This window comes from Synechococcus sp. W55.2 (assembly GCF_047461635.1).
Classification (GTDB): Bacteria; Cyanobacteriota; Cyanobacteriia; order Thermostichales; family Thermostichaceae; genus Thermostichus.
Genome location: NZ_JANSHM010000008.1, coordinates 26,722 through 40,272, shown reverse-complemented (window position 1 = coordinate 40,272; position 13,551 = coordinate 26,722). Strand labels below are relative to the sequence as shown.

The following is a 13,551-nucleotide window of genomic DNA, read 5'->3' as shown; positions in this document are numbered from 1 at the left end:
GAGACGGTTGGTTAAAGCAGTGTCCGCACATCCACCACCTTGCCGCTGACTGCCGCCGCTGCCACCATGGCCGGGCTCATGAGCAGGGTGCGCCCGCTGGGGGATCCCTGGCGGCCCTTGAAGTTGCGGTTGGAAGAAGAGGCGCTGATCTGGCGCCCCACCAGCCGATCCGGGTTCATCGCCAAACACATGGAGCAACCGGGATCCCGCCACTCAAACCCTGCCGCCTCGAAGATCTCCCGCAAGCCCTCCTGTTCTGCTTCCTGCTTTACCCGTTCTGAGCCGGGCACCACAAACGCCTTCACCCCTGGGGCCACCCGCCGCCCCTTGGCAATCTTGGCTGCCTCCCGCAGGTCGCTCAAGCGGCCATTGGTGCAACTGCCGATGAAGCAGACATCCACCGGTGTCCCTACAATGGGATCCCCCGGCTGCAAGTCCATGTAGGCATAGGCCTCTTTGGCCAGTTCCCGCTCGCTTTCCGGCAGATCTTCTGGGGCAGGGATCCGCTCATCCACCCCAATCCCTTGGCCGGGGGTGATCCCCCAAGTAACCGTCGGCGCAATGTCTGCGGCTTGGAATACCACCACGTCGTCGTAGCGGGCATTGCCGTCGCTGGCCAGACTTTTCCACCAGGCTACCGCCTCTTCCCAATCGGATCCCTGGGGGGCAAACTCTCGCCCCCGCAAATACTCAAAGGTCACCCCATCGGGGTTGACGTAGCCGCAGCGGGCCCCTCCCTCGATGGACATGTTGCAGAGGGTCATGCGCTCTTCCATGCTCATGGCTTCAATGGCGCTGCCCCCATACTCGTAGGCGTAGCCCACCCCGCCTTTGACCCCCAGCTTGCGGATGATGTGCAGAATTACATCCTTAGCGTAAACTCCCGGCCCCAACTTGCCGTGGATCTCAATGCGGCGCACCTTGAGCTTGGACAAAGCCAAAGTTTGGGTGGCCAATACGTCTCGCACCTGGCTGGTGCCGATCCCAAAGGCAATGGCCCCAAAGGCCCCGTGGGTAGAGGTGTGGCTGTCCCCACAGGCAATGGTCATCCCCGGCAGAGTTAACCCCTGCTCCGGGGCAATCACATGCACGATCCCCTGCCGACCGGAGCCACTGTTGTAGAAACGGATGCCGTATTGCCGGCAATTGCGCTCCAATTCCTGGATCATCTCCTCTGCCAAGGGATCCGCAAAAGGCCGTGCCCGGTTGTCGGTGGGAATGATGTGATCCACGGTGGCCACCGTCCGCTCGGGAAACAGAACCGGCAGATGGCGCTCCCGCAGCATGGCAAAAGCCTGCGGGCTGGTCACCTCGTGAATTAGGTGCAGGCCGATGAACAACTGCGTCTGCCCAGAGGGCAAAATCCGCACCGTATGGGCATCCCACACCTTATCGAATAATGTCCTCTCGCTCATCTTCCTCGGCCCGCAGCCAAGTCCTGTAAACTTTCAATGTGCTACTTGGGGAAAAGCTTGTCAAGGCACAGGCCTCCGTTATCTCTGGGCAACGCTGCTGAGCTGAGCGAGATGCAGCCCTTCTTTGAACATCCCCAGCCGGCAAAGGCGGGTCGGAGTCCTCAAGCCAGAAAACCTGTTGCCAGCCCTTCAAACGGGATCCCTGATGGCCGGCCAGGGCAAAAAGCGATAGCCCGCCCCTTCAATGGCGGCGACGATATCCGGCAGGGCCTCTGCAGTGTGGGGCCAGCGATCGTGCAGCAGCAAAACCAGGGGCTGATCGGAAGCCTGGATCGCCGGCAACTGGGCTCGAATGCGCTCCAAAAGTTGGGCTGCACTTTGGCTGGCGTAGGCATCTTCTGCGCTCATGTTCCAGTAAAGAACGCGATACCCTGCCTGCTCTAAAGAATGGCGCAAAGCAGAGTCTAGGCGAAAACCTCCCGGTGGGCGAACAACCAGTTGGGGATCCAAGTTCAGCGTTTTGAGCAGTTGGGTTGTCTGATCCACCTCAGCATAAAACAGCTCGTTGCTTCCGTAGAGACGTTGATAATCGTGGGTAAAAGTGTGATTGGCTATGGTGTGGTGATGGGCCTGGATCAATTGAGCCAATTCAGGAAATCGGGAAACGTGGGTGCCAATAACAAAGAAAGTGGCCGGGATCTGAAGATCATCCAAAACCTGTAAAAGTCGGGGGGTAGACTGAGGCCAGGGGCCATCGTCAATGGTCAGAAAGGCAGAACGAGGCGGCACCTCCAGTAAAGGCCCCAGCATTTCTTCCAAGGGCAGTTGCAAAGGTTGGCTGTTTTCCGCCGGATCGAGAAAGTCGGGATCCGGGATCCAGCTATGCTGCAGAAACACCTCCACACGAGGGGGAGCAGGGGTAATCAACAGTCGCCCCGTCTGCTCATTTTGGTTGCCCCAGCTCAGTTGATAGGGCAGATCCGAGGCAATCTCGACGGTTGTTGTACGGGTAATGACTCCGTAGGGGATGTCGATCACATAATGCCCGTTCACCTCTTCTTGATGGATCCAGGCTGCAGAAGGAGCTGATAAATAAATGAGCAAATCTTGGGGATTGGCGCCGCGCACCACCCGAATGCTTTCAATGGGAAGAATGAGGTTGTATTCCGAGGTGGCCGTCAGGTTCAGCTCAAAAAGAGGCTGGGCCCCTACCGTGGAGTAGTAGATCAGTCCAACCAGTAGGAAGGCTAGGCAAAATATCAACGCTTTCAACGCTTTCAGAGAGTGCATGGAATGGCTTAATCCTTCGCAACCAATCATAGGACAGAAGCTACCTGAGCTCGATAGAGCCCATCAATTTAACCGGAAGGCCCTGCTGGGCTTCTGGGTGGCGAGAGCAGCCGCTCTTCCCATTTACGTGCAGGCGAGGCCCGTCGGATGTCCCGCCAAATGGCTGTGGCAGCTAAGGTACCATCGGCAACCGCAATCGCCACCTGGTTCAGGCCCTGCTTCAAATCGCCCAGCGCAAACAGCCGCGGATGGGCAGTGCGACACCACTCGTCGGTCAACAGGTTTTCCCCTTGCCATTTCAAGCCGGGGATCCCTTTCAAATAGGCATTGTGGTATCTGGCGCCCATCGCCACCAAGCCGGTAGTTGCTTCGATGTAAGTGCCATCTTCCAACTCCACACCCTGCAATTGATGGTTTTCTCCAAGAAAGCGGCGAATAGGAGATTCGTAGAGGGGGTAGCCATGATCCGCCAGTTTTTTGCGCATGTCGGGGCCGACCGAGCAGAGGCCGTGGGTCAACACCGAGATATAGGGTGTAAACCAGTTGAGGACAAAAGCTGTATTGATCCGATCTTCCGAATTGACGATCAACACTGACTTTTGATCCCGCATTTCATAGCCGTCGCAGATCATACAGACATGCAGTGAATAGCCGGCGTAGTCGTAAACATTCTGCATATCCGACAACTGAGGCAGCTCGTCCATAATGCCGGTTGCTGCAATCAGATATTTGCTCCGAAAAATGGGGTAGAGGCTGTTCATTTTTCCCACCTTGACCTTGACTGCAAAGAGGTCTCCCTCATCGGTGGCATCTTCCACGAAGCCGCGCAGGTAATCTACCCCTAAACTGAGGGCGTGCTCTGTTCCCTGTCGCAACAGCTCTCGTCCGGGAGTGGTCGGAGGCAATCCCAGATAATTGCGCAAATCCTGCATCCAAAAAGAGCGGCCTCTGCCCTTCTCCACCACCAGGCAACTCAATCCATAACGAGCCAGATAGATTGCCGCCGACAACCCCCCTGCTCCCCCTCCGGCCACAATCACGTCATAGATTTTGCCCAAACCAACCTCTAGATTCCTGCTGCTCAGTTTCATGGACGGGATCCCCTCACGAGCTTTTTGCCGGGTGATCTCAGGTCGTTGGCTGCGGCCTGAAAAATCTTAAGAAACTCTATATGTTCCGAGGACTGCTTATCCTGCTGAGTCCACCACATTTCTGTTGAGGCGTGATCCAAGTGAAGGGAGCAGTCCCAACAACCGTCTAGCAACCGTCTAGAATGGGGACTGAACTCCCCCTTAGGAGAAAAGCCCTATGCCAGGTATCTTAGCGGCCATTGCCCTGATCTTTGTCGGCTACCTGTTCAACTCGGTCAAAATCATCAGCCAGGGGTATGAGGCATTGGTGGAGCGTTTGGGCAGGTTTCATCGCAAGCTGACCCCAGGATTGCACTTTATTCTTCCCCCTATCGATAGGATTGTGTTCCAGGAAACCATCCGCGAGAAGGTGTTGGACGTGCCTCCTCAGCAGTGCATCACCAGCGACAACGTCTCTTTGATGGCCGATGCGGTGGTCTATTGGCGCATCACCGACATGATCAAGGCCCGCTATGCGGTGGAGGACGTGCAGCGGGCTTTGGTTAACCTGGTGCTGACGGCTCTGCGGGCAGAAATTGGCCGCATGGATTTGGATCAAACCTTTTCCTCCCGCGCCGAGATCAACGCCCGCCTTTTGACAGAGCTGGACGAGGCCACAGATCCCTGGGGGATCAAGATCACCCGCGTGGAAGTCAGGGACATTCAACCCTCTAAGACTGTGCAAGACTCGATGGAAAAGCAGATGGCTGCCGAGCGGGAGAAGCGGGCCGCCATTCTGAAATCAGAAGGGGAGCAGCAGGCCAGCATCAACCAAGCGGCTGGGGCCGCCAAGGCGCAGCTATTGCGGGCAGAAGCGGAGAAACGGGAGCGGCTGCTGTTGGCTGAGGGCACGGCTGAAGCCATCAAGACCATCGCCGCCACTTTGCAAGAGAATCCAGAGGCAGCCAATGCGTTGCAATACCTGATGGCGCAAAACTATATCGACATGGGCTTCAAGGTAGGCAGCAGTCCCAGCGCCAAGGTAATCTTCATGGATCCCAATTCGATCCCTGGCACCCTGCAAGGGCTGCTCTCCATGGTGGACGTGGCCAAGGGTGGGGAAGGATCTCGCGCGGCGGCCTCTCAGAAGCTGCGTACCCCGGCTTCTTTCCCAACCGAAGTGGACTTTCCGCGGCTCGACTGAGTTTGACCGACCATGATGGCCCGGGATCCCGATTGGCTGCTGGTGGGACAGGTGGTGGCGGCCCACGGCTTGCGGGGCTGGCTGCGGGTTAGGTGCTGGTCGGATTTTCCAGAGCGCTTCACAGAGCCTGGACCACGCTGGTTGCAGCGGGATACGGATCCCGAGCCCCTGCTGCACCCCTTGATCGAGGGGCAGTTTTTCCCGGCTAAGGGTCTTTATTTGGTGCGACTGGAAGGGATCCCCAATCGAACGGTGGCTGAGACCTGGGTGGGGGCTAGGCTGCTGGTACCGGCTTCCCACCGCTTGCCCTTGCAGCCGGAAGAGTACCACTACCGCGATCTCATCGGCTTGACCGTCTATCGCCAGGGGGAGCTGCTGGGACATGTTTCGGGGGTTTTGGCAGCCGGCCAGGATGTTCTGGAGATAACAACCCCTGATCACCGGCAGGTGTTGATCCCCTTTGTGAAAGCCCTGGTGCCTGTCGTGGACTTGGAAAAAGGCGCGCTTCACGTGCAGCCGCCGCCGGGGCTGGTGGAGAGCTTTCTGGGTTAGAGTTCGGCAAGACGGCCTGACTTCCGTACCTGCATCCCATCCTGAACTTGGCCCTCAGAAGCGTCTGTGTGGCCGTTCTAGCCTTTTGTGCTATCATGGGGACAGTTTTTTGATGATAAGCTGATTCCTGGCCTTTAAGGTCAATTTTTCTGGGTTTCTGTTGATCTTGGCCGGGAGCCTTCCTCGGGATTGGAGTTGGGAATGACGGAAAACTACGGTGCAGAGCAGATCCAAGTTTTGGAAGGCTTGGAGGCTGTGCGCAAACGCCCTGGCATGTACATTGGCTCCACTGGGCCGAAGGGGTTGCACCATTTGGTGTACGAGGTGGTGGACAACTCCGTTGATGAGGCCCTGGCCGGCTATTGCAATGATATTCAGATCAGCCTGCATCCCGACGGCTCGGTAGCTGTCTTGGACAATGGCCGTGGCATTCCGGTGGACATCCACCCCAAAACCGGTCAGTCGGCCCTGGTTACGGTGCTGACGGTGCTGCACGCGGGGGGCAAGTTTGGCGGTGGCGGCTACAAGGTCTCCGGCGGGCTGCACGGGGTGGGCGTATCGGTGGTGAATGCCCTCTCCGAATGGGTGGAGGTGACGGTTTGGCGAGAGGGCAAGGTTTACTTTCAACGGTTCGAGCGCGGGGCGGTGGTGGGATCCCTGAAATCTGAACCCCAACCCAAGGGATCCAACCGGCGGGGTACAGAGGTGCGCTTCAAGCCGGATGGGCTGATCTTTCCCGAGCGAGAGTTTGACTATGCCGTATTGGCGGCCCGCTTTCGCGAATTGGCCTACCTCAATGCCGGCTTGAAAATTACCTTTAGCGATCTGCGGCGGGATCCGCCTCACTGCGAAACCTATCAATATGCAGGCGGCATCAAGGAATATGTGGCCTTCATCAACCACGAAAAAACGCCCATCCACTCCGACATCATCTACATCCGAGGGGAGCGGGATGGTGTGGAGGTGGAAGTGGCCCTGCAGTGGTGCTCGGATGTGTACACCGACAATTTGATCGGCTTTGCCAACAACATCCGCACCAACGAAGGGGGTACCCACCTGGAGGGCTTGAAAACCTCTCTTACCCTCACCATCAACAGTCAAGCCCGCAAGCTCAACAAGCTGAAAGACTCCGACAGCAACCTGGCCGGAGAAAATGTGCGCGAGGGGTTGACGGCCATCGTCTCGGTCAAGGTGCCCAACCCCGAGTTTGAGGGGCAAACCAAAACCAAGTTGGGCAACACCGAGGTGCGGGGCATTGTGCAAACCCTCGTCTCCGAGGCGCTCACGGAGTACTTGGAATTCAACCCCAACGTGGCCAGGGGGATCGTCGATAAGGCCATCCAGTCCTTCAATGCTGCCGAGGCAGCCCGGCGGGCCAGGGAATTGGTGCGGCGCAAATCTGCCCTGGAATCTTCCACGCTGCCGGGGAAGTTGGCCGATTGCAGTTGCCGCGACCCGGCGGAATCTGAGGTGTATTTGGTGGAGGGCGACTCTGCAGGCGGCAGCGCCAAACAGGGTCGGGATCGGCAGTTTCAGGCGGTGTTGCCCTTGCGCGGCAAGATCCTCAACATTGAAAAGGCAGATCCCGCCAAGATCTACAAAAACGCCGAAATTCAGGCCATGATCACAGCGCTGGGTTTGGGGGTGAAAGGGGATGAATTTGATCCCAGCCAACTGCGCTACCACCGCATCATCCTCATGACCGATGCTGACGTGGACGGCAGCCACATTCGCACCCTGTTGCTGACCTTTTTCTACCGCTATCAAAAGGCGCTTCTGGAACAGGGCTATGTCTATATCGCCTGTCCGCCGCTCTACAAAATCGAGTGGGGTCGCAACAATGTTCGCTATTGCTACAGCGACGCCGAGAAAGACCAGATCCTGCGGGGGCTGCCTGCCAACACCAAGTACACCATCCAACGGTTCAAGGGTCTGGGGGAAATGATGCCTGAACAACTTTGGGAGACCACCATGAACCCGGCAACGCGCACCCTCAAACAAATCACCATCGAAGATGCGGTGGAGGCGGATCGCATTTTCACCATCTTGATGGGAGATGCTGTTGGTCCCCGACGGGAGTTTATTGAGGCCCACAGTGCCCATTTGGATCTGGCGGCTCTCGATATTTAGCGGCTCTCGATATTTAGCGACTCTCGATATTGGGTGGAGAGAACTCTGTCCCGCCTCTTCGGGGCCCACGGCAGGGGGAAAGTGCTCCGCACCGCTGGCGCGAACGTAACGGTGTTGCAGACGAGGCCGCGAGCAGCCAAAAGCTCCCGGACGGGGCAAGATCCCAGTTGCAGCCCAGACCCTGTGGCAAAGTGAGGGAAGAGCGTTCCAGATCCTGCTATGCCTGCATTGCTTACGGCTCTTCTTGCGGTGCTGGGGGGCTATCTCCTGGGATCCATTCCAACCGGCTACTGGGTAGGTCGTTGGTGGGGAGGCATCGATATTCGCCAACAGGGATCCGGCTCTACCGGAGCAACCAATGTGTTGCGGACGTTGGGCAAGGGGCCCGCCCTGCTGGTGTTGCTGGTGGATGCTGCCAAGGGGGCAGCAGCAGTGGCTCTGGGATCGGCCTTGGGATCCGCGTGGTGGGTGGTTTTGGCGGCATTGTTCGCGGTGATCGGCCATAGCCGTTCCTGCTGGCTGGGCTTCAGGGGGGGCAAATCGGTGGCCACCAGCCTGGGGATCTTGTTGGCTATGGCTTGGCCAGTAGCCCTGACAACTTTCGGCGTCTGGCTGCTGGGGCTCGCCCTCACCCGCATCGTTTCCTTCAGCTCCCTGCTGGCGGCAGTGGCGGCTCCGGTGGTGATGTGGGCAACAGCTCAACCTTTGCCGTATTTGTTGTTTGCGTTGGCGGGCGGGGTGTATGTGATCGGTGCTCATCGGCGCAACATCAAGCGCCTACTGGCCGGGTCGGAGCCGCGCATTGGCCAAAAATGGACGCAATCTCCCTAATTTTCAAGGCACTGTGAAGCAGCTGTATTACTCCGCAACGCTATGCAACCGACCACAGTGGTTTTTGTCTACGGATCCCTGCTGCGGGGCGGCCAATACCACAGCTTGCTGCAGGGGGCAGAATTCCTGGGGACAGACAGCCTCAACCACATTGATCTTTACAGTCTCGGCCCCTACCCGATGGCAGTTCGTGGCCGAAACCGGCTCTACGGCGAGTGCTACCGCATCCCCTTGAGTCTATTGCCCCGATTGGACGAGCTGGAAGACCACCCGCGGGTGTACGAACGGCAGTGGGTGCAACTGGATAGCGGCACCTTTGCTTGGGTTTATCTGGGTCGGCCTGAGCAGGTGCAGGGGTGTTCCCTCATCCCCAGTGGCCGCTGGCTGGCTAGAGATCAAAGTGGAGCTTGACGCCCTCAACATACTGGGGCAGCACCAAAGACTCTATCCCACTGTTGTGCTCCGCACCGCTGTCGCGAACGCGAACGGCTGCCGACGGATCCCATTCTTGGGAATCAGACTCTTTGGCGGAGAGAGCACCGGCATCCACAGGGCTGGAAACGCGCTCCAGGTAGTAGATGCGATCCCCGCGTCGCCAAATGTCTGGCTCAGGCAGGTAGAAGAGCCGACCCGGTCGAGATGAGCCGCTCCTCAGCCGCTGCGGGCGCACCAACAACAAGGGCAGGCATAGATCGGCTTTGATTCGATAGGCAAACTGATCCCGCAGCCGTTCAAGGGTGGGATCCTCCAGTCCCATCTGGGCCAGGAAGGGATTGGGCAGCGCTGTCGGGAGCGACTCTTGAGCTGCTAAGACAAAGGACTCCGTCCTGCTGTCGCGAACAGCCTTGTTGCTTGCCTCTGGCAGGGCCGAAGCCGAGAAGGGGAGGGGTAGGCCCAAGTCCGCCAACGTGGGTAGGGTGATCGAGCGCAGCTCAGCCCGGTTGGCCTCCAGGTAGCCGGCCCAGCGCTGCAGTTGGGGGAAGGAAGGCTGCAAGGTGCGGATCCCTTCTGAGATGGGCATATCCGGCAGCAACACCGTCCAGATGGTGGCAGAAACCGAGAGCTTAACCATCAACTCGGCAATGGCCCAGTTCACCTGCGGATCCAGAGTGAGGATCAACAGGGTTTCCGCATGGTCGATATCAGCCTTCAACAGAGCAGACTCGTTCAGCACGGCCTCCTGCAGGGATCCGGGGGCAGCCTCTGGCTTCGGGTCAGGTTTGTGGGTGCCATTGCCATGTTGCTCTGCACCACTGTTGCTCCGCATCCCTGACGCGATGGCGGCACGACGCTTCTGCGAAACGGAGTCTTTGGCGTCCGCTGAATGGGAAGCTTCGTAGCTGCCATACCCATTTTTGGAAGCCCCAGAAAGCAGTGGGATCACCTCGACCGTCTGGTTGAGCGAGCGCATCAACTGGGCCAATTGGTTGGTGAGGGGATGATCGCCGATGATTATGGTGGAACTGCCCTGATCCAGACCCAGCCAACGGGCCACCCAAGCCGCGGTCAGCCCCTGTACCGTCACCGTCACCGAGATGGTCAAAAACACCAGCGCCTTGAGGGCATCCCCCCCAGTAATGCCCCGTTCTGTCAGCAGAATGGCAAACAAGGAGGCCACCGAAGCCGCCACAATGCCCCGAGGAGCCAGCCAAGCCACAAACAGCTTCTGCCGCCAATTCAGGTCGCTGCGCCAGGTACACAGCCACACGCTCAAGGGGCGGATGACCAGCATCAAGCACAGCACTGTGGCCAGGGATCCCCAGCCCAGGGCAAACACCGCCTTGAGGGAGAGCGTGGCGGTAAGCAAAATAAAGATCACCGAGATGGCCAACACCACCAACTGGCCGTGAAACTGCCGCACACCCCGCTCGGCAATGGCCGCCTTCTGCCGCACCACCAGGCCCGCCATCACCACTGCCATCAGCCCCGCCTCCGATCGCAGCGACTGGGCCAAGGCAAACACCCCCAGCGCCCCCGCCAGCACCACCGAGTTGCGCAGCTCCTCGGTTAAAAACTGCCGCGACCAAAGCAGGAAGGATCCCATCAGCCAGCCCCCCAGCGCTCCCACCGCCGACCCGATGGCCAGACGGCTGGACAACTGTTCCAGGGCCATGAGAAAACTGGGATGGCCAGAGAGCACCACCTGCAGCACCACCACCGCCAAAATGGCCCCGATGGGATCGATGAGCACCCCTTCTCCTTCCAGGAGGGTGCTGACTGCCGGATCGACTCGTACCCGCTTCAGGATAGGGTTGATCACCGTCGGCCCCGTCACCACCGCTAGGGATCCAAACAAAAAAGCCAGCCGCCAGGGAAACTCCCCCAGATAGTGAGCTGCTGCCGCTCCCCCCACCAAGGTCAGCAGGGATCCCAACAAAACCAAATTGCGCAGGCTATCGGATACCTGATTGAGACGTTGCAGCCGCAGGTTCAGTCCCCCCTCAAACAAGATCAGAGCCACCGCCAACGACACCAGCGCTTCCAGCCCGGATCCCATGACTTGGGGATGAACCCAGCCCAAGCCATCTGGCCCCAGCAACAGGCCAAACAGCAGCAGGAATACAATGCTAGGCACTTTGACAAAATTGGCCAGCACCTGAGCAGCGATCCCAGCCACCAGGGCTAGCGTAAACAGGGTCGTCAGCTCAAATGAATCTTGCATATTGAGGCTTAACCGAACGCAATAGCGGGACGGAGCCCTTACCTTTCCAGCTACTGAACGCCAACCCTCTCATTGTTTCCATCGTTTTGTTTCCATCGTTAACGTCGTTATTACTCCGCAACGCTAACGCCAATACAGACTGCTGGAAAGTCTCCAATCGTCAAGGTGGCTCTGCCCATCACGTCAGCAGTTCATGAGCTCGAACATGCAGAGTTAACATTTAGTTAGCCTCTGTGTGCTGGCTCCATAAAGTTGCAAAAGCTACACCCAGATCCACTCTTTCTACAGTACACACGACTTACCTCAACCTATCACAGAGCGAGCTTGACGACCACTCTGGCATTGGGAGCCCTGTTGGAATGAAGGCCAATTAACATGCTGCCAGAAATCTCCCCTTCTAGGCTTTCTCGCCTTCTGAGCGGCTGAGACCGGTCTCTAAGGGCTTAACGCGACGGATAGGCAGATTGGCAATAAGAGCAGTCGTTCCCCCTTCCGTGGCCAAGTGAAACTGCATCCCTTCTGAATCCAGCTCCACATAGCGGGACACCACCCCCAAAATCTCCAGGCGCATTGATTCCAGCGCCGCCGGGGTGAGGTCAGCGCGGTCATGGGCCAAGATCAGCTTCAACCGTTGCTTGGCTTGCTGGCGGCTGTTGCCGGAGTGCCGAGAAAAAAGCTGATCCAAAAAATCGAGGAGCATAGGTTTTGTTGGCTTTGTTACTCAGTTGTAAACAGGTCAAAATTGCCATTGCAACCTGGATGAATTAGAGATGGAACAGTCGTCAGAGCACCTTTTGGTTTAAAAACCGTTTGGCCCGCTCCCAAAAGGACTCGCCCAAACTGGCCATCTTGGGGAAGTCCACTGTTTCCCCTTCCAGCCGTCGGGCAATGCGCTGGATGGCCTGAGCAGCCAGAGTTGGATTGGCGGAGAGAACCAGGGGCTCCCCTTTGTTGGTGGAGACGATCACCTCGCGGTCTTCTGGAATGATACCCACCAAGGGGATGGCCAGCACCTCCACCACATCTTCCACCAACATCATCTGGCCGGCTGCCACCATGTCCGGGCGCAGGCGGTTGACAATCAGCTGAGTCGATGAAATTTGTGCAGCTTCCAGCAGGCCCACCACGCGATCTGCATCCCGCACCGCTGCCACTTCTGGGGTGGTGATGATGATGGCCTCGTTGGCTCCGGCGATGGCATTGCGAAACCCTTGTTCGATCCCTGCCGGACAATCGATCAGCACATAGTCATGGCTGCTGGCCAGCTTCTCGATTAACTGGCGCATCTGATCCGGATGCACCGACGTTTTGTTGCGGGTTTGGGCTGCCGGCAACAGCGAGAGATTGGGGGTGCGCTTGTCTTTCACCAAAGCTTGCTCGAGGCGACATTCCCCGGCGATCACCTCTAGGGCTGTGTACACCACCCGATTCTCCAGCCCCAGCAGCAAATCCAGGTTGCGCAGGCCAAAGTCTGCATCCACCACCACCACCGAGCGACCCAAGCGCGCCAAGGCAGTGCCCAGGTTGGCCGTCACGGTGGTTTTGCCGACTCCACCTTTACCAGAGGTTATGACAATGACTCGGCTCATACTCCTCTCCGCAGAAAATCCTGAAGGCTGGCGACGCAGATGACATCCTCCTGCAGGTAAACCACTTCAGGGGTGTTGGGCAGGGATCCACCTTCTGGCGGACGGGCCACTTGATCGGCAATGCGCAACTGAGTGGGCTCCAACTGCAAAGCCAAAATTACAGCCCCCTTGTCGCCGTCGGCCCCCGCGTGAACCAGGCCCCGCAAGCGTCCCCAAACCCAAATATCTCCTCCAGCAATGATCTCGCCGCCGGGGTTGAGATCCCCTAACAGGAATACCGAGCCCCTGTGACGCACGGACATGCCAGAGCGCACCGTCGAACGTAGGTACAGAGGTGTGGTGTCTGGGGGAGCAGGGGGAACTGCCTCCAAAAGGGAAGATTGCTCCACAGAATACCCCAACGTCGCTGCTGCAATCGCTGTCGAGCGGGATCGAGTTTGAACGCGCCACAGTTGCAGTCCATGCTGAGACAATAGGGCAGCAAGAAGTTGTAGGGTGGGCATGTCCAGCTCTCGCTGCTGGCTCCAGAGGGTGAGGGGAGCGACCCCGGCCCAGTAGGGTTTGCGGCTGCGCAACTGCCAAACCAGGTTTTCCCAAAGCTCCTCCCAAGGCAAGGTGCTGGGCAAGTGCAGATGAATCCCTTGTGCATCCGACCGAAAGTAAACGCTGCCCGTGGCCCAGGAGTCTGGAGATGGGGAGATTTCAGGGTTCCATGTAGGGGATCCCGTCATGACCGCCCTTAAACGTCTGCCTGAATATAGAGCCCTATCCTATTCCATTCCGCCAAACCAGGGGAGCCTCTCTCGGC

Annotated in this window: 12 protein-coding genes; 5 read left to right on the top strand and 7 right to left on the bottom strand. The window is 58.2% G+C overall.

Annotation, left to right across the window (positions count from 1 at the left end; translation table 11 throughout):
* Window positions 1–11: 11 nt before the first annotated feature.
* The 3 genes from leuC to NW828_RS03255 form a co-directional block, all read right to left on the bottom strand.
* Window positions 12–1,415: a 3-isopropylmalate dehydratase large subunit gene (gene leuC, locus NW828_RS03265; RefSeq protein ID WP_414329830.1), complete on the bottom strand. Its 1,404-nt coding sequence runs from the start codon at window positions 1,413–1,415 to the stop codon at window positions 12–14.
* Between the two features lie 189 nt (window positions 1,416–1,604).
* Window positions 1,605–2,705 (bottom strand): polysaccharide deacetylase family protein, encoded by a 1,101-nt coding sequence (locus NW828_RS03260; RefSeq protein WP_414381472.1) that lies wholly within the window; start codon window positions 2,703–2,705, stop codon window positions 1,605–1,607.
* Window positions 2,706–2,773: 68 nt separating this feature from the next.
* Window positions 2,774–3,796, bottom strand: coding sequence for an NAD(P)/FAD-dependent oxidoreductase (locus NW828_RS03255; RefSeq protein WP_414381470.1), 1,023 nt, complete (start codon window positions 3,794–3,796; stop codon window positions 2,774–2,776).
* Window positions 3,797–4,013: 217 nt separating this feature from the next.
* Between NW828_RS03255 and NW828_RS03250 the strand changes: the two genes are divergently transcribed.
* From NW828_RS03250 to NW828_RS03230, 5 genes are all read left to right on the top strand, one after another.
* Complete coding sequence (locus tag NW828_RS03250) at window positions 4,014–4,979, top strand: SPFH domain-containing protein (RefSeq protein ID WP_011431991.1); 966 nt, start codon at window positions 4,014–4,016, stop codon at window positions 4,977–4,979.
* A gap of 12 nt (window positions 4,980–4,991) precedes the next feature.
* Entirely contained in the window at window positions 4,992–5,531 is a 540-nt protein-coding gene (gene rimM / locus NW828_RS03245; protein WP_414381468.1) for a ribosome maturation factor RimM, read from the top strand.
* A gap of 201 nt (window positions 5,532–5,732) precedes the next feature.
* Window positions 5,733–7,661: a DNA topoisomerase (ATP-hydrolyzing) subunit B gene (gene gyrB / locus NW828_RS03240; RefSeq protein ID WP_414381465.1), complete on the top strand. Its 1,929-nt coding sequence runs from the start codon at window positions 5,733–5,735 to the stop codon at window positions 7,659–7,661.
* 219 nt (window positions 7,662–7,880) lie between these two features.
* Window positions 7,881–8,492 carry a glycerol-3-phosphate 1-O-acyltransferase PlsY gene (gene plsY / locus NW828_RS03235; protein WP_414381462.1) on the top strand — a complete coding sequence of 204 codons (612 nt, stop codon included), beginning with the start codon at window positions 7,881–7,883 and terminating at the stop codon, window positions 8,490–8,492.
* Between the two features lie 42 nt (window positions 8,493–8,534).
* Complete coding sequence (locus tag NW828_RS03230; RefSeq protein ID WP_414329655.1) at window positions 8,535–8,903, top strand: gamma-glutamylcyclotransferase; 369 nt, start codon at window positions 8,535–8,537, stop codon at window positions 8,901–8,903.
* Here NW828_RS03230 and NW828_RS03225 read toward each other — a convergent pair.
* The 4 genes from NW828_RS03225 to minC form a co-directional block, all read right to left on the bottom strand.
* Window positions 8,881–11,154, bottom strand: a complete 2,274-nt coding sequence (locus NW828_RS03225) for a cation:proton antiporter (RefSeq protein ID WP_414381459.1) — start codon at window positions 11,152–11,154, stop codon at window positions 8,881–8,883. The two genes, NW828_RS03230 and NW828_RS03225, sit on opposite strands and share 23 nt — an antisense overlap.
* A 397-nt stretch (window positions 11,155–11,551) precedes the next feature.
* Window positions 11,552–11,854 carry a cell division topological specificity factor MinE gene (gene minE / locus NW828_RS03220; RefSeq protein WP_011431985.1) on the bottom strand — a complete coding sequence of 101 codons (303 nt, stop codon included), beginning with the start codon at window positions 11,852–11,854 and terminating at the stop codon, window positions 11,552–11,554.
* 82 nt (window positions 11,855–11,936) lie between these two features.
* Entirely contained in the window at window positions 11,937–12,743 is an 807-nt protein-coding gene (gene minD / locus NW828_RS03215; RefSeq protein ID WP_414381456.1) for a septum site-determining protein MinD, read from the bottom strand.
* The gene (minC, locus tag NW828_RS03210) at window positions 12,740–13,474 is read right to left on the bottom strand and encodes a septum site-determining protein MinC (protein ID WP_414329647.1); all 735 of its coding nucleotides are present in this window, start codon (window positions 13,472–13,474) and stop codon (window positions 12,740–12,742) included. Before minC ends, minD begins: the two co-directional genes overlap by 4 nt.
* Between the last annotated feature and the right edge of the window lie 77 nt (window positions 13,475–13,551).